Raw genomic sequence first — 15,664 nt, forward strand, 5'->3', positions numbered from 1 at the left:
ATTTCCTGCCTGCAAGTCTGATCAAAACTGCGTCACTGCGAAACCTCATAATGTAGTTAAGCTACTTATAACAGTTTAAAAGTCAGTTTAAGAGTAAAAATATGAAACTTCGGAGATAAATAATGTAGACAAACTACAAAATGGACCTCAGTATGTAGAAAAATTACATAACATTTGATCAGTGGAGAGTTTGGCGGAGATGGCTTTACGCCGTATTGAAACCACAGCTGCAACCGCAAGCCGGTGCCTGAATTGGGTGGTTGAACGCATCATAGCGGTTTTGATGCTTGTTCTTGTTCTGGACGTCTGGCTGGGTGTCGTTGACCGATACTTATTCCATTGGCAACTGCCGTGGCCGGAAGAACTGGCGCGTTATCTGATGATCTGGGCAGCACTTCTGGCGATCTCGGCCGGGATTGCGCGGCGCGAACATATCGGGATTGGCATGTTTGTTCTCAGCTTGCCGATGCCGATCCAGCGCACAATCCTGTTTCTGGTGGATTTGATTGCGCTCGCAGCCTTCCTGTATCTTGCGATTTATGGATTTGATTTTGCCCAGGGCGGTATGCGCCGTCAGGCAATGATTTTCGGCATGTCACTGGCACTGCCTTATGCCGCCGTGCCAGTTTCAGCGTTGCTTGCCGCCATTCAGCTCCTCCTCGTTGCCTTGCGTGATCAGGGCCGTTTTGTCCCGGTTGATCTTGCGGAGGGCGCAGAATGATTGTCGCCATTATCTTTGTCGTTCTGATGGTTCTGGGCATGCCGATTGGCTTTGCCCTGGGTGTAGCCGGCGTTGTTGGCCTGTTTGACATGGGCGGGGGGATGTTCTTGTCCCAGGGTCCAAGCAAGGTCTTTAACGGGCTGAATGTCTTCCCGTTCCTTGCCATGCCGTTCTTCATTCTGGCTGGCGAAATCATGAACCATATCGGCATTACCAGCCGATTGGTTAAATTCGCCCAAGCACTCGTCGGGCATATGCGCGGCGGGCTGGCCCACACCAACATGCTGGCATCGGTTTTCTTTGCCGGTCTAACCGGTGCCGCAACCGCCGATGCCGCAGCCTTTGGCAAGACGTTGGTGCCGGCCATGGTCGAACGCGGATATCGCCGGGATTATGCCTGCGCGGTGACTGCCGCCGGATCGATCATTGGCCCGACCATTCCGCCATCGGGTTTGATGGTTGTTTATGGATCGCTCATGGGCGTTTCAATCGGTGGTCTTTTTGCCGCCGGTATCCTGCCCGGACTTATGATCTGTCTGATCTGCATGACGGTGATTGCGGTGACTGCACGATCCAAGAACCTGCCGAAAAATGAACGCCGCGCGTCGCTTTTGGAAGTCTGGAAGATTTTCAAATCATCGATCACCGCACTGATCATGCCACTGATCATTCTGGGCGGTATTCTTGGCGGGATCGTCACCCCGACAGAGGCCGCGTCGGTTGCGGTGGCCTATGCCCTGTTCATTGGTGTGTTTGTTTACCGTGCGCTTAGTTTTGCTGATTTCTTCAGGATGCTGGTGCGTACCGCACGTGTGACCGGGGTGATCTTTGTGATCATTGCCTTTGCGTCGATCCTTGGCTGGTGGCTGAGCTTCAACCGCATCCCGCAAGAAGTCGCCAGCATGGTTCTGGGTGTTTCAGAAAATCCCTACATCGTGATTTTCATGATTGTCGGTCTGCTTTTGATGATCGGTATGGTGATGGATATCAACGCCATCCTGATCATTCTGGCCCCGGTTCTGGTGCCGCTGACCGTTCAGATCGGCATGGATCCGATCCATGCCGGGATCATCTTTATCCTGGCGCTTAACATCTCGCTGATGACGCCGCCTGTCGGGGCCTGTCTGTTCGTTCTGTCATCCGTCACTGGTGAAAAGCTTGAAAAGATTGCCGCACAACTTTGGCCGTTCCTTTTGGCCGAGCTGGGCGTGCTGTTCCTGTTTGCCTTCTGGTCGGACCTTGCCCTCGTGATACCGCGATTGCTGGGCTTCCGCTAGGTCATCGGGATGAATATAGCCCCGGTCAGGTCCGGGCCGGGGCGCACACCACAATAACGCCGGACACATAAAGTCGTTAAATCAAGGAGAGGTAGAAATGAAAACCGTAAAGCGTTTGGGCGCAGCCGCCCTTGCAACCGCGATGCTGATGGGCAGCACCTCGATGGCATTCGCCGAGCCGAAGGTTCTCAAATTCGCGCACGACAACAAGACCGACCCGTTTGAAAACCCGGCACATGCCTGCACGGCTGTTTTCGCCAACATCGTCGAAGCCGACACCAACGGTGAAATCGAAGTCGAAGTTTATCCGTCCAACCAGCTTGGTTCGGCTGCCGAACATGTTCAGATGGTCCGTGATGGCCTGATCCAGGGCACGCTGACCTCGACCGGCGCGCTGGCGTCTTACTATCCGCGTATTGATGTTCTGAACCTTGCCTTTGCGTTTGATAGCAACGCATCGACCTATGACGTGTTTGATGGCCCGTTTGGCGAGACGCTTGCAAGCGACATCGAAGGCGAACTGGGTGATGTGAAGGTTCTTGGCTTCCCGGATACCGGCGGGTTCTTTGCTGTGACCAACTCGCAGCATTCGATTGCAACACTTGAAGATTTCAAGGGTATCCGCATTCGTACCATGTCGCTGCCGTCCCACCAGAAAATCATGCAGGCCCTTGGTGCCGAAGCATATCCGATGGCATGGGGCGAAGTTTATGCCGGTCTTCAGACCGGTGTGATCGATGGTCAGATGAACCCGGTTCCGACCGTGACCTTTGCCAAGTTCAACGAAGTTCAGGGCTATCTGACCCTGACCAACCACCTGTTCTCGCCCTACACCATGATGCTTTCGAAGGCATTCTGGGATGACCTGACCGCCGATCAGCAGAAAATCATCCGTTACGCTGCACAGTCTTGCGTTGTTGCAAGCCGTGGCGTGTCGCGTGTGATCGAGGCATCTGATCGTGGTCTTGCCGGCCTTAAGGACAAAATGGAAATCACCGCGCTGTCGGCTGAAGACCGTGAAAAGTTCAAAGAGGCAACCCAGCCGGTCGTGGTCAAACACGTTCAGGAAAGCCTTGGCGATGAAGGTGTCAAACTTCTGAACCTGTTCAAGGAAGAAGTCGAGAAGGCCAACGCCAACCGCTACATGGAATAAGCCATTCCAATTGCCGAAGGGGCGGGGTTCTCGCCCCTTCGGAATTCTTTAGCTGATATCAAAAGACCAATAACAAAGGCACGGGCCATGCGGATTTTTTGCGCCTCGATTGCAACCGAGACCAATACATTTTCACCTTTGCGCACTGATTTTTCCGATTTTCAGGAAAGCTTTTATGCCCCGCCGGGCCAGCATCCGGTCACTCCGACACTGTGCAGTGCCGTCTTCACCGAAGGCCGCCTGCGTGCCGCCAAGGAAGGCTGGGATCTGATCGAAGGCACCGCCACCTGGGCCGAACCGGGCGGGTTGGTCAACCGTCAAACCTATGAGCAGTTGCGCGACGAGGTGCTTGGCCAATTGCGTGCGGCCATGCCGGTCGATGGCGTGATCCTTGGTCTGCATGGGGCGATGGTGGCCCAGGATTATCTTGATTGCGAAGGTGATCTGATTGCGCGCATTCGTGCACTGGTCGGCCCTGATGTTGTGATCGGCACAAGCTTTGATCCGCACAGTCATTTGACCGCGAAACGCATTGATAACGCTGACATTATTGTCGCGTTCAAGGAATTCCCCCATACCGATTTTGTCGAAACCGGGCGGGCTGTGGTTGATCTTGTCTTGCGCACATTGCGCGGCGAAATCAAACCGACCAAGGAAGTTTTTGACTGCCATATGATCGAGGTCCTGCCGACCTCGCGCGAACCGATGCGATCGTTCATTGACCGGGCAAAGGCAATGGAGGGAACAGGCAATATTCTGTCGGTTTCCTTCATTCACGGATTTATGGCCGGTGACGTGCCCGACCTTGGGGCCAAGGTCATTGTCACCACCAACGATAACCCTGCGGAAGCCAGGCAGATAGCACGAAACCTGGGGGTTGAGTTGTTTGGTTTCCGTGGGGCCACCCGGCCTGATTTTGCCAAACCCGAAGATGCCCTTGATCAGGCGCTGGCATCCGATGCCAAACCGATTGTCCTGACCGATGTCTGGGATAATCCGGGCGGTGGCGTTCCGGGCGATAGCACCATTTTGCTGCGTGCCGTGATCGAACGCGGGCTTAACGATTATGCCTTTGGCACCCTGTGGGATCCGATGGCGGTGCGGACCTGTTTTTCGGCGGGCGAGGGTGCGGTTTTACCCCTTCGTTTTGGCGGGAAAACCGGTGCCCATGCCGGTGCACCGATTGATGCCGAGGTCCGGGTCAAAACCTTGAAACGCGATGCCTGGCAGTATTTCGGTGAAAGCATCGTTCCGCTTGGCGATTGCGCCGTGATCATCCTGCCCGACGGGGGGGAGGTGATCCTCAATACCAACCGGTCGCAAAGCTTTGATCCCAGCCTGTTTTCCAACATGGGTATCGATCCGGTATCGAAGAAATACCTGTTTATCAAATCGACGAACCATTTTTATGACTCGTTTGCCAAGATCGCGGGCGAGATCATTTATGTCGATGTGCACGGACCATACCCGTCCGACCCGAAAACGAACGGGTATCGCCATTTGACCCGCGCCCTGTGGCCGATTGTCGAAGATCCGTTCGAAAAGAAGGCCGGTTAGAAAGTTTACCTTGTGCCAGTCGCAAGCGGTTCAAAAGCCACACATTCGAGCCGTTAAAAGTCTCCCTGCAAGGGACTGGTCAAGGATTGGGGCCATGATTGGGTTAACGCCTGGTCATGGCTCTTTTTTTGCGGCAGTGATCAGTACGCGTTGGTGAGTTCGGTTAAAAGCACCATCTATTTTGCGAAGTGTTTGCAAACAATCCGAAATTAAAGAAAGATTGAACCGGGCGAGATCGTTTTCACCGATAATAATGAGGTTCAGATGGCTTGGGGCGGTTTCACAGCAGCAGAGCTTGAATGGCAATATAATCCGCGGGAAACCGTGCCGGACTTCATGACCCATTTTGAACGGTTCGTGAAACTGTCCGACGAAACCCGTGCCCAGCTTGGCGGCAAGATTGATGTGCGCTTTGGCGACGGGCCGAAGGAAACCATGGACATCTTCATGGCATCCGATCCGGGCGCACCGGTGCATGTGTTTTTCCATGGTGGTTATTGGCGCAGTCAGGACAAAAAGGATTATGCCTTTGTCGCGCGTGATCTGGTGGCCGCCGGGTTTACGGTCATCTGCCCGAATTATGACCTGTGCCCGGATGTAACCGTGGCCGACATTACCGAAGAAGCCGTGCGCGCGATTGCCTATATCTATCAGCATATCGAAGAATTTAACGGCGACCGTGACCGGATTTCGATTTCGGGCCATTCCGCTGGTGGGCAGATCGTGGCCCGCCTGGCCACCCATGATTGGGCCGAAACGCTTGGCGATGCGATGCCGTTTGAGGCCATTGTGCCAATTTCCGGTGTTTTTGATCTTGAACCGGTGCGCCATACGACGCTCAATGAGGATATCCGCCTGGATGAAGCATCGGCTGCAGACAATTCACCGATGCTTGATGCTGTGCCGCTCGATGCCCGTTTGATGGTCGTGGTGGGCGGCAACGAAAGCCCCGAATTTGTGCGCCAAAGCGATGCTTATGGTGCCTATTGCGGCAGTGCCGGGCTTAAGGTTTCGGTCTACAAGGCGTGGGGTGCGAACCACTTTACTGTGCTTGAAGAACTGTTTCTCGGCACCGGATCGCTGTTTGGCACGCTCAAACGGTTTTTACTGCCGTAAATTGCGCTGATTTCCCTTCAAAACAGCATAAAAATCTACTGGTCTTCCTGTGACGTGCGGGCTGCGACGTGGTATAAAACATGCCTGCTACCGCACTGAAATGAAAAACAGTTCTACAGGAAGGCCCATGCGTTTCATTACTGCCGACGATATCGAAAAATTTGTCTCGCCCCGCGATCTGGTCGAAGCCCTTCGTGACGGGTTTGAACAAGGCTGTGAAGCACCGCTGCGCAGCCATTTCAACATGGAACGCAGCAACGAGGATGACGCAACCTTCCTGATTATGCCGGCCTGGCAAAAGGATGGCGCAGCAGGCGTTAAAATCGCCGCTGTCGTGCCGGGTAACTCGGCGCGCAATCTGCCGGCCGTTTCCGGGACCTATGTGTTGCTTGATGCCGTCACCGGGCAACCATCCGCTGTAATCGATGGCACCAAGCTGACCACCCGTCGTACCGCAGCCGCATCGGCACTGGCATGTGATTATCTGGCGCGCAAGGATGCCAGCGACATGGTGATGGTCGGATCAGGCGCAATGGCGCCGCAATTGATCAAGGCCCATGCATCGGTCCGACCGATCAAAAATGTCACCATCTGGAACCGCAATGCCGACAAGGCATCCAAACTCGCTGCTGAAATTGCCGAGCTTGGCTTTAACGCCACGGGCACGGATGATCTTGAAGGGGCATGCAAATCCGCTGATCTGATTTCCTGCGCAACCCTTTCGACCGAACCGCTGGTGCGGGGCGATTGGCTGCGCGAAGGTACGCATGTTGATCTGGTTGGCGCGTTCAAGCCGACCATGCGTGAAACCGATGATGCGGTCATGGCCAAATGCCGCATCTATGTCGACAGCTTCGAAGGGGCCAGTGCAGAAGGCGGCGACGTTGTGCAGGCCATCGACAGCGGCGCGATTTCGAAATCCGATATCATTGGAGATCTGTTTGGCCTGACGCGTGGGCAGGTCAAGGGGCGCGAAACTGACACGGAATGCACCGTCTTCAAATCGGTTGGACATTCGCTCGAAGATTTCGTTGCCGCTGTCGCCGTGGTAAAGGCCGTCGAAAAATGATCAGCACCGATCTGTTTGCGCCAGAACCGCTAGAAGCCTTTCGCGGGCATATCAAACCCGAATGGATTGATTTCAACGGCCATATGAATGTCGGCTATTACGTGGTCGCGTTCGATCTGGGGTCGATGGCGTTCCTTGATGCAGTTGGGATGGGATATACCTATCCCGAACGGCGCGGCGGATCGACTTTCGGGCTTGAAATGCATGTGACCTATGATCGCGAAATCCATCAGGGTGATCCGTTTGTGATCCATACCCGGGTGCTGGATTGCGATCAGAAACGCATTCACATGTATCATGAAATGCGCCACGGCATTGAAGGCTGGCTGGCCGCGACCAATGAAATCATCACCATGCATATCAACATGAAGGAGCGGCGTTCGGCCCCGTTCCCCGATGACATCATGGAAACACTGAACAAGATCAAGGACGCGCATGCCAATTTACCCATCCCGTCCGGGGTTGGTCGCAAGATCGGCATTCGTCGCAAATAATCAAAAAACCCCGCATCATCAGATCGCGGGGTTTTGTTTTGGTCTTTGCGATGCGTCTTAGGGGCGGGTTGCCATATAAAGCCTGCACATTTCGCCCGACTGATTGACATCCTGATCGCGCAGATAAGTCAGGCCGAGCTTTTCAAGCATCCGAACGGACGCGACATTGTCAGGCAGGCAATAGCCATAAATCTTGTCAAACCCGTAGTGATGCCAACCATGATTAATCAGTGCCGAACTGACTTCATAGGCATAACCCTTGCCCTGATGGGCCTCGGTCACGGCATAGCCGATATCAGGGGCATCAAGCGTGTCACGCTTAACAAAGCCGATCAGGCCAATCGGGCTTTGGCCTTGTTTTTCCAGTGCAACGCACATCCCAAAGCCAAGCTTGTCATAGTTTTCGCGAAAACGCAGATCGATATAGTCCCGCGCCGCCTGAAGGTCATGAATGTTGCGATCACCAATAAACCGAAGCCATCCGGGCTCATTTAGCAGCTGAAGAATGAACGGGGCGTCGTCATGTGTGGCTTCTCGCAAAATTGTGCGTTCGGTTTGAACGATCATCACTGAACTGTCCGTGTTACGGTGGCATCAAGAAGGATATTATCGGCACTTACCTGAAATAGCAGTATGATCTCACCCCTCAAAGGTCAGGAGAATGACAATGCCCGGAAAACCGATCAAGGTGACATTTGAAGGGGCCCATGGTGCCGAACTGGCCGCACGGCTGGACCTGCCGACTGGCCCGGTCAAGGCCTATGCGCTGTTTGCCCATTGTTTTACCTGTACCAAGGATCTTATTGCGGCCCGCAAAATTGCCGAGGCGCTGACGATTGAGGGGATCGGTGTCCTGCGGTTTGACTTTACCGGGCTGGGTGGATCAGGCGGTGATTTTGCCTCGACCAACTTTACATCCAACCTTGATGATCTTGAACGTGCGGCCGATTTCCTGCGTGACGCGTTCGAGGCCCCCAAACTTCTGATCGGACATTCACTGGGTGGGGCGGCGGTTCTGGCGGTGGCCGATCGCATCAAGGAGGCAACGGCGGTTGCAACCATCGGCGCACCGGCAGATGTTCATCATGTGACGCATAATTTTGCCGACCATCTTGATGAAATCCGCGAAAAGGGCGAGGCCGAAGTTTGCCTTGGCGGGCGGCGGTTTGTCATTCGCAAGCAATTTGTCGATGACCTTGGCGGATATGATCTGCCAACGCAGGTGGCAAAGATGAAAAAGGCGCTTCTGGTCTTGCATGCGCCGCTTGATCAGACTGTCGGAATTGAAAATGCCGGCAAGATTTTTGACGCAGCCAAGCATCCCAAAAGCTTTGTCTCGCTTGATCAGGCTGACCATTTGCTGAGCGATCCTGATGATGCGCAGTACGCTGCGTCCGTGATTGCCGCATGGGCAAAACGATATCTGCCGGCAGGCAAATCGGCAAAACCGGATATCGGCGAAGGTGTGATTGTCCGTGAAACCGGTCTTGGCAAGTTCCAGTCGATGGTCATGGCGGGCAAGCACCGCCTGCTGGCCGATGAACCGGAAAAGGTCGGCGGGCTCGATAGTGGGCCGTCGCCTTATGATTATCTGTCAACCGCCCTTGGCAGTTGCACGGTGATGACGATCCGGATGTATGCCGATCATAAGGGGATCCCGATTGATTCCATCCGTGCTGAAGTCCTGCATCAAAAAGTCCATGCCGATGATTGTGCGGAATGCGGCGAACAGCATTCGGCAAAAGGCGGGAAGATCGACCGGTTCGAACGCGTCATCCGGTTCACCGGCGATCTGGATGATGCCACCCGGAAACGTTTGATCGAGATTGCCGATAAATGCCCGGTGCACAGAACGCTTGAGGCGACATCATTGATCGTCACGCGAGAAGATCGGGTGTAGCCCGCCAGATTTTTGCTCAAACAAAAAACGCCTGACCGGTTTCCCGTGTCAGGCGTTTTTTAATTGGTGCCAAAGTGACTTACGGCTTGGCCGCAATCACGATGAACTCAACCAGATAGTCCGGGGTGGCAAGCTTTGCTTCGCCGCAGGCACGACCCGGGGTGTGACCCTGCGGGACCCATGCATCCCAAACGGCGTTCATTGCCGCAAAGTCTTTCATGTCGGCAAGCCAGACGGTGGTCGACAGGATGTTTTCTTTGCTCGAACCGCATTCGGCCAAAAGCGCATCAACCTTTTCAAGGCATTCCTTGGTCTGGTTGGTGATGTCGCTATCGGGGTTACCAACCTGACCGGCCAGATAGATGGTGTTGCCATGGACAACGGCCTGGCTCATACGCGGGCCGGTGTGAAGACGCTGGATGCTCATGAAACGCTCCTTGTTAAAGCATTGGATATATTATTCGAATTGAGATTTAGGTATCACGCTTTTGTACGCCGCACCAGTCGGCAATGAACAGGGCAAGAACCTCGGTGACTTCCATCATCGACGCAATCGAAACCCGTTCGTCAATCCCGTGAATACGTTCGGCCTTCGGGCCATAACAGGTGGCCGGTATATTGCCATAAATCTGGAAAAAGCGCGCATCGGTCGTCGCGGTCGAGGCAAGGTTTCTGATCTCCTTGCCGGTGACTTCCTGATGAATGTCGCCAATCATCGACATCATCGGATGATTGATGTCCATCTCGCAACCTTCGGCCTGAAAACCGCGATAGGTGATCTCGATCTTGGCCCCTTTGCAGGAAGGGTGGTTATCAAGCGCGCTTTGTTTGACCGCCTCGATGGTTTCTCGCACCTTTTCAAGCTCCATACCCGGATAGAACCCGACGCGGATATCAGCGGTGCACACCGGTGGCACGGTCGATGCCCATTCGCCGCCTTCAATCTTGCCCAGATTGAAGTTTACCGGATGGACATGCGCGCCAAAGGCCGCATGACGATGGGTCGGGTGGTTCCAGATTTCCTCGACTTCCTTCAGCGTCTCAAAGAAACCAAAGGCCGCTTCAATCGCGTTGCTGCCAGCAGAGGTATCGAGAACATGTGCCGGGCTGCCCGATACATGGATCTGAAACCACATGACACCAAGCTGGGCGGTCATCAGGGTCTGGTTGAACGGTTCGGGAATGATGGCGCAATCGGCCTTGTACCCGGCATGCAGGCACGCCAGCGCCCCGTTGCCGGTGCATTCTTCTTCGATCACCGATTGCAGGGTAACCGGGGCGGCCGGTTCAAGACCGATATCGTGCAGGGCCTGAAGCGCCTGGCAATAGGCAATAATCCCGGCCTTCATATCGCCCGCACCACGCCCGTAAATCCAGTCATCCTCGACATGCGGGGTAAAGGGGCCAAACCGCCATTGTTCGGCCGGTCCGGTCGGCACGATATCCATATGACCATTGAGGATCAGACTGCGCCCCGTCGGGTTTTGCGGGCGATGCAGGCCAACAACGTTTTCGCGCCCGTCATAGCCGTCAATCACCGGCGGCGAAAAGCCCGGCTGATCGCGTAAGGCATTGATGTCAATCTTGACCCGTTCAACACCCAGCCCCATCGCAGCAAACTTCTCAGAAACCCAACCTTGCGCGGATGCTTCGTTGCCAAGCAGGCTGTCATGACGCACCAGCGCGCACAAATCATCAATCGCACCTTGGGTGCGCTTTGAAACAGCTTCGCGAAGGGCCGCGCGATCAAAGTCTGTCATTGGTGGTTCTCCAAAACGGCCGGTTCTGATGATTTATTTGCCGCTGACAAGGGTGGGGCGGGTGGCAGACAGTGCATCGGTGGTAATGCCAAGCTTTTCCATCTGCGGCGGAACGCCCTTGCCGGTGATGATGCTTGCGGCATATTCACCCATCGCCGGTGCGGTCTGAATACCGTAACCACCTTGACCCGCCAACCAATAGAAACTGTCATCAGCCGGATCAAAGCTTGATACCGGATCACCATCGGCAAAGAAGCTGCGCAATCCGGCCCAGCTTTCACCCGGACGGCGGACCTCGATGCTGGTGGCCGTCATCAGGCGATCAATGGTAATCGCGATATCAAGTTCTTCGGGCTGCACATCATGCGGCTCGGTCGGTGTGGTGTCTGCCGGGGAAACCAGCAAACGACCGGCATCTTCCTTGAAATAAAGCGTCTCATCAAGGCATGCGACCAGCGGCCAGCCATGTGGTTTGACGTCTGCTGGCACATCCACCATCACTGCCGTGCGGCGTTTGGGCACGATGCCAAGCGGCTTGATACCAGCCTTGGTGGCGATCTCGTCGGCCCATGCCCCCGCCGCATTGACCACGATATCACCGGTATAAACATCACCCTTGGCCAGTGTGACCTGCCATTTGCCGTCTGCTTTGCCAATCGCGCTGACATCGGCCTTGGTGATAACCAAACCGCCCAGCGCCTTGAACTGGCGAATAAAGCCCCAGTGAAGCGCATGCACGTCAATATCCATGGCATCCGGCTCATAGGCGGCCTTGGCCACCCGGTCGGTATGAATGACTGGCACAATTTCCTTCAGCTCATCGGGCGTCAGTTCAACAAAGTTCGCGCCATTCGCGCGCCCCTCGGTCAGGATGGCATCAAGTTCGGCTTCTTCGCCGGGGGCAGCGGTCATGATGATGCCGCGCGGGGTCAGGATCGGGTTTTCGGTAAACCCGTCTGGCGGGGTGATGAAGAAAGCCCGGCTGGCGGTCGACATCTTGCGGATGATCTTCGGGCCATAGGTCTCGCTGTATAGGGCTGCTGACCGACCCGTGCTGTGATAGCCCGGCTGGTCTTCACGTTCGAGAACCGTGACGGATTTTCCCGCCTTGGCCAAAAAGAATGCAGCTGACATTCCGGCAATGCCGCCGCCGATGATCAGGATGTCCGAATGTGTCATGTGGGGCCTTCTTAAATCGGGTTTGTTTTGGTGGTCGCGCCAAAGCCGCTGATAAATTGATAAAGGTTTTCTGCAAGTGTTTCACTAACATAACCACCTTCCTGCACCAGAACGGTCGGGCAGGAAAGGGTGCCAATTTTTTCGCCGATCCGGGCAAAACCATCCGGGCTGACCGTCAATCCGCCAAACGGATCATCGCGTGATGCATCAAGGCCAAGCGCGATGACAACTGCATCCGCACCGAAATCGTCGATCTTTGCCAATGCCCGGTCAAGCGCATCAAGAAACACCGCATCACCGCTGCCAAGGGGAAGGGGTTGATTATGATTAAAGCCAAGCCCGTCCTGTGCGCCAGCTTCCTCGGCATGGCCCCAGTAAAACGGATAAAAATCCAGCGGATCTGCATGGATCGACAGGGTCATGACATCAGACCGGTCATAGAAAATATGCTGGGTGCCGTTGCCATGATGCAGATCGACATCAAGGATCGCGACCCGGTCATATTTACGGCGGAGCTCCTCGGCGGCAATCGCACTGTTGTTCAGGTAACAAAAGCCGCCAGCAATATTGCCACTTGCGTGATGGCCGGGCGGACGGCACAGGGCATAGGCGGTGTCGGCCCCCTGATCACGCACATGGCGGGCAGCGGCAATTGCGGTTTGTGCGCTGGCATAGGCCGAATGCCATGTGGTGATTGAGACCGGGCAGGACGTATCGCCAAGATGAAAGCCCGCCTTGCCCGCCGGATGACGCGGGTAGGGGCCGTTGCGATCAAACGGGTGGATGTTTGGAATGACTTGCGCAGCCCCGCCGAAATCCTGCCATTCATCGTGAATGGTCTGCAGGAAGTTCAGATATTGCGCATCGTGAATGGCGGCAATCGGGGCAAGCCCGGCGTCACTGGGGGCATGAAGATCAAGCCCCAGACGCCCGACCGCACCGCGCAGGATTTCTGCGCGTTCGGGGACTTCGGGGATCGGCTTTTTCTCGCCTGCGACAATGAATGTCTTGCCATGATGGCGCAGCTGATCGTCTGAGAAATAGGCATGCATCATCTCTGCCGCCTTTCACATGATGTGGTCAAACGGTGGTGGCTTTGGTGGTGGCTTCATCCGGCCTGCGGTCAAAAGGCGACCTTGTCTCCGCCTTTCAGACCCAGGATCGCGCGCGCCTCGTCCGGGGTTGCGATTTCAAGCGACAACCCGTCAAGCACTTCGCGGATTTTGCGCACTTGCGATGCGTTGTCCGGCGCAAGTTCGCCCTTCTTGATGTAAAGGTTGTCTTCAAGCCCGACCCGCACATTGCCGCCCATCGCGGCCGACATGCTGCCAAGTGGCATCTGATGGCGACCAGCCCCCAGAACAGAAAACTGATATTGATCACCAAACAGCTTGTCAGCGGTGCGTTTCAGATGCGCCAGGTTGTCGGGATCGGCGCCAATGCCACCCAGAACGCCCAGCACGAACTGGATGAAAATCGGCCCCTTGATCAGGCCGCGATCAACGAAATGCGCCAGGGTATAAAGATGGCCGACGTCATAGCATTCAAACTCGAACCGGGTGCCATTGGCCTCACCCAGTTCGGCCAGAATGGTTTCGATGTCTGAAAACGTATTCTTGAAAACAAAATCACGGCTGCTTTCAAGAAATTCCGGTTCCCAGTCATGTTTCCATTCACTGCGTCCGGCAAGGGCCGGGAACAGGCCGAAATTCATCGTGCCCATGTTCAGCGATGCCATTTCCGGTGCGGCTTCGCGTGCGGCCCGGATGCGGTCACGGACATTCATGTTCATGCCGCCACCGGTCGAAATATTGATCACCGCATTGGTCGCCGCCTTGATCTTTGGCAGGAACTGCATGAACACGTCCGGATCCGGGCTTGGATACCCCGTTTTGGGATCACGCGCATGCAGATGCAGGATCGATGCCCCGGCATTGGCGGCATCAATCGCCTGCCTTGCGATTTCATCGGGTGTGACCGGCAAATGCGGGCTCATGGACGGGGTATGCACCGAGCCGGTAATCGCACAGGTGATAATAACTTTGCGGCTCATGCGAAGGCTCCTACGACTTCGAGTTCGTCTTGCAGTTCACTCAATGCCTTGCGCAGCGGCACAAGGATATCAGCAAACTGTTCCTTGGTAATCGTCATTGGCGGGCAGACCATGACATGATCGCCGCGATAACCCCCACGCGTGCGGCGCCAGTAAATGATCAGGCCCATGTCATAGGCGATATCAACCAGTCTCGCTGCCGCCATGTGTTTGGGATCAATCGGTTCCATGCTGTCGCGGTCCTTGACCAGTTCGATCGCCAGCAACAAACCCTTGCCACGCACATCGCCGATCATCGCGAAATCATCAGCAAGCTTGGTCAATTCATCCTTGAGTGCCGCGCCATTGGTCGCAGCATTTTCAAGCAGATTGTCTTCTTCAATCACATCAAGGACGCCATTGCCCGCCGCGCACGCCAACGGGTTCCCAGCATAGGTATAACCATGAATAAACCCGCCATGATCAAGAACCGGACCGACAATGCGGTCGGGTGCGATCATCGCACCAAGCGGCGCATAACCGGCGGCCAATCCCTTGGATACGGCAAGGATATCGGGCACGATACCCCAATGTTCGGCGGCGAAATACTTGCCGGTACGACCGGCCCCCGTCATGACCTCGTCATAGATCAGAAGAATGCCGAATTGATCGCAAATCTCGCGAATGCGGCCGTAATAGCTATCGGGGGCGACAAGCGCGCCGGTGGCGGCCCCGCCGACTGGTTCCATGATGAAACCAAGAACGGTTTCCGGGCCCTGTTTGATGATTTCGGCTTCAAGCATGTTGGCATATTTGAGGCCGCGGTCATGATCGCTCAGATCATCACGATCCAGATAGCATGTCGGGGCGGGAATTTTCGGCTGATCAACCATCATGGGGGCAAAGGGCGCGTGCATCGGCGTATAGCCGGTAATGGCAAGCGCACCCAGTGTGGCACCATGATAGCTCGGAAAACGTGAAATGATTTTTGTGCGCTGTGCCTGCCCCTTTGCCAGTGCATATTGTCGGGCAAGCTTGATGCAGCTTTCAACCGCCTCCGACCCGCCAGAAACAAAGAATACGCGTTCAAGATCGCCCGGTGCGCGGTCGGCAAGGCGGATCGCAAGGTCTTCTGCCGCGTCATTTTCGAAATGCAGGCGATAGGCGAAGCTGGCCTTTTCAAGCTGCTTGGTCATGGCGGCGATTACGCGCGGGTCGCTATGGCCGATATTGCTGACCATGGCACCGCTGGACGCATCGATATAACGTTTGCCATCGACATCCCACATATAAACGCCTTCTGATCGTTCGATCAGCGGGCGACGGGACCGGCTTTGATAAAACAGACGGGATTCCCGGTTATGTCCGACGGGGCTTTTGGGATCATGCGTCATTCTGGTGGCTCT

Annotated in this window: 15 protein-coding genes; 8 read left to right on the top strand and 7 right to left on the bottom strand. The window is 55.3% G+C overall.

Annotation, left to right across the window (positions count from 1 at the left end; translation table 11 throughout):
• The first annotated feature begins 199 nt into the window (after positions 1–199).
• From AC5Q5A_RS15135 to AC5Q5A_RS15165, 7 genes are all read left to right on the top strand, one after another.
• Complete coding sequence (locus AC5Q5A_RS15135; protein ID WP_008891881.1) at positions 200–721, top strand: TRAP transporter small permease; 522 nt, start codon at positions 200–202, stop codon at positions 719–721.
• The gene (locus AC5Q5A_RS15140) at positions 718–1,998 is read left to right on the top strand and encodes a TRAP transporter large permease (RefSeq protein WP_008891880.1); all 1,281 of its coding nucleotides are present in this window, start codon (positions 718–720) and stop codon (positions 1,996–1,998) included. Before AC5Q5A_RS15135 ends, AC5Q5A_RS15140 begins: the two co-directional genes overlap by 4 nt.
• 97 nt (positions 1,999–2,095) lie before the next feature.
• Positions 2,096–3,151: a TRAP transporter substrate-binding protein gene (locus AC5Q5A_RS15145; protein WP_063086912.1), complete on the top strand. Its 1,056-nt coding sequence runs from the start codon at positions 2,096–2,098 to the stop codon at positions 3,149–3,151.
• An 87-nt stretch (positions 3,152–3,238) separates the two neighbouring features.
• Positions 3,239–4,708: a M81 family metallopeptidase gene (locus AC5Q5A_RS15150; protein ID WP_338188561.1), complete on the top strand. Its 1,470-nt coding sequence runs from the start codon at positions 3,239–3,241 to the stop codon at positions 4,706–4,708.
• 264 nt (positions 4,709–4,972) lie between these two features.
• Positions 4,973–5,824, top strand: a complete 852-nt coding sequence (locus AC5Q5A_RS15155; RefSeq protein ID WP_493895789.1) for an alpha/beta hydrolase — start codon at positions 4,973–4,975, stop codon at positions 5,822–5,824.
• A gap of 127 nt (positions 5,825–5,951) precedes the next feature.
• A complete protein-coding gene (gene lhpI, locus AC5Q5A_RS15160) occupies positions 5,952–6,893 on the top strand; it encodes a bifunctional Delta(1)-pyrroline-2-carboxylate/Delta(1)-piperideine-2-carboxylate reductase (RefSeq protein WP_493895790.1) in 942 nt (313 codons plus the stop codon).
• Positions 6,890–7,387 carry a thioesterase family protein gene (locus AC5Q5A_RS15165; protein WP_493895791.1) on the top strand — a complete coding sequence of 166 codons (498 nt, stop codon included), beginning with the start codon at positions 6,890–6,892 and terminating at the stop codon, positions 7,385–7,387. Before lhpI ends, AC5Q5A_RS15165 begins: the two co-directional genes overlap by 4 nt.
• Positions 7,388–7,444: 57 nt before the next feature.
• Here the strand turns inward: AC5Q5A_RS15165 and AC5Q5A_RS15170 are convergent, their stop codons facing one another.
• Positions 7,445–7,954, bottom strand: coding sequence for a GNAT family N-acetyltransferase (locus tag AC5Q5A_RS15170; protein ID WP_493895792.1), 510 nt, complete (start codon positions 7,952–7,954; stop codon positions 7,445–7,447).
• 100 nt (positions 7,955–8,054) lie between these two features.
• Between AC5Q5A_RS15170 and AC5Q5A_RS15175 the strand changes: the two genes are divergently transcribed.
• Positions 8,055–9,287, top strand: coding sequence for a bifunctional alpha/beta hydrolase/OsmC family protein (locus AC5Q5A_RS15175; protein WP_493895793.1), 1,233 nt, complete (start codon positions 8,055–8,057; stop codon positions 9,285–9,287).
• Between the two features lie 79 nt (positions 9,288–9,366).
• Here AC5Q5A_RS15175 and AC5Q5A_RS15180 read toward each other — a convergent pair whose 3' ends face one another.
• From AC5Q5A_RS15180 to AC5Q5A_RS15205, 6 genes are all read right to left on the bottom strand, one after another.
• Positions 9,367–9,714 carry a RidA family protein gene (locus AC5Q5A_RS15180; protein ID WP_008891872.1) on the bottom strand — a complete coding sequence of 116 codons (348 nt, stop codon included), beginning with the start codon at positions 9,712–9,714 and terminating at the stop codon, positions 9,367–9,369.
• Between the two features lie 46 nt (positions 9,715–9,760).
• Positions 9,761–11,047 carry a M20 family metallopeptidase gene (locus AC5Q5A_RS15185; protein ID WP_493895794.1) on the bottom strand — a complete coding sequence of 429 codons (1,287 nt, stop codon included), beginning with the start codon at positions 11,045–11,047 and terminating at the stop codon, positions 9,761–9,763.
• Between the two features lie 33 nt (positions 11,048–11,080).
• Entirely contained in the window at positions 11,081–12,226 is a 1,146-nt protein-coding gene (locus AC5Q5A_RS15190) for an NAD(P)/FAD-dependent oxidoreductase (protein WP_493895795.1), read from the bottom strand.
• An 11-nt stretch (positions 12,227–12,237) separates the two neighbouring features.
• Positions 12,238–13,281, bottom strand: a complete 1,044-nt coding sequence (locus tag AC5Q5A_RS15195) for a histone deacetylase family protein (protein ID WP_493895796.1) — start codon at positions 13,279–13,281, stop codon at positions 12,238–12,240.
• Positions 13,282–13,349: 68 nt separating this feature from the next.
• Complete coding sequence (gene kce, locus AC5Q5A_RS15200) at positions 13,350–14,279, bottom strand: 3,5-dioxohexanoate:acetyl-CoA acetone transferase (RefSeq protein WP_493895797.1); 930 nt, start codon at positions 14,277–14,279, stop codon at positions 13,350–13,352.
• Positions 14,276–15,652: an aminotransferase family protein gene (locus tag AC5Q5A_RS15205; protein ID WP_493895798.1), complete on the bottom strand. Its 1,377-nt coding sequence runs from the start codon at positions 15,650–15,652 to the stop codon at positions 14,276–14,278. The genes kce and AC5Q5A_RS15205 overlap by 4 nt, the downstream gene beginning before the upstream one ends.
• Positions 15,653–15,664 lie beyond the last annotated feature (12 nt).

It is taken from the genome of Thalassospira sp. CA1 (assembly GCF_059052855.1).

Bases quoted from the DNA above. Each gene is read 5' to 3' on its own strand.
- AC5Q5A_RS15140 (WP_008891880.1), top strand. From the start codon at position 718: ATGATTGTCGCCATTATCTTTGTCGTTCTGATGGTTCTGGGCATGCCG.
- AC5Q5A_RS15185 (WP_493895794.1), bottom strand. From the start codon at position 11,047: ATGACAGACTTTGATCGCGCGGCCCTTCGCGAAGCTGTTTCAAAGCGC.
- AC5Q5A_RS15205 (WP_493895798.1), bottom strand. From the start codon at position 15,652: ATGACGCATGATCCCAAAAGCCCCGTCGGACATAACCGGGAATCCCGT.
- kce (WP_493895797.1), bottom strand. From the start codon at position 14,279: ATGAGCCGCAAAGTTATTATCACCTGTGCGATTACCGGCTCGGTGCAT.
- AC5Q5A_RS15135 (WP_008891881.1), top strand. From the start codon at position 200: ATGGCTTTACGCCGTATTGAAACCACAGCTGCAACCGCAAGCCGGTGC.
- AC5Q5A_RS15180 (WP_008891872.1), bottom strand. From the start codon at position 9,714: ATGAGCATCCAGCGTCTTCACACCGGCCCGCGTATGAGCCAGGCCGTT.
- AC5Q5A_RS15145 (WP_063086912.1), top strand. From the start codon at position 2,096: ATGAAAACCGTAAAGCGTTTGGGCGCAGCCGCCCTTGCAACCGCGATG.
- AC5Q5A_RS15155 (WP_493895789.1), top strand. From the start codon at position 4,973: ATGGCTTGGGGCGGTTTCACAGCAGCAGAGCTTGAATGGCAATATAAT.
- AC5Q5A_RS15165 (WP_493895791.1), top strand. From the start codon at position 6,890: ATGATCAGCACCGATCTGTTTGCGCCAGAACCGCTAGAAGCCTTTCGC.
- AC5Q5A_RS15195 (WP_493895796.1), bottom strand. From the start codon at position 13,281: ATGATGCATGCCTATTTCTCAGACGATCAGCTGCGCCATCATGGCAAG.
- AC5Q5A_RS15190 (WP_493895795.1), bottom strand. From the start codon at position 12,226: ATGACACATTCGGACATCCTGATCATCGGCGGCGGCATTGCCGGAATG.
- AC5Q5A_RS15175 (WP_493895793.1), top strand. From the start codon at position 8,055: ATGCCCGGAAAACCGATCAAGGTGACATTTGAAGGGGCCCATGGTGCC.
- lhpI (WP_493895790.1), top strand. From the start codon at position 5,952: ATGCGTTTCATTACTGCCGACGATATCGAAAAATTTGTCTCGCCCCGC.
- AC5Q5A_RS15150 (WP_338188561.1), top strand. From the start codon at position 3,239: ATGCGGATTTTTTGCGCCTCGATTGCAACCGAGACCAATACATTTTCA.
- AC5Q5A_RS15170 (WP_493895792.1), bottom strand. From the start codon at position 7,954: ATGATCGTTCAAACCGAACGCACAATTTTGCGAGAAGCCACACATGAC.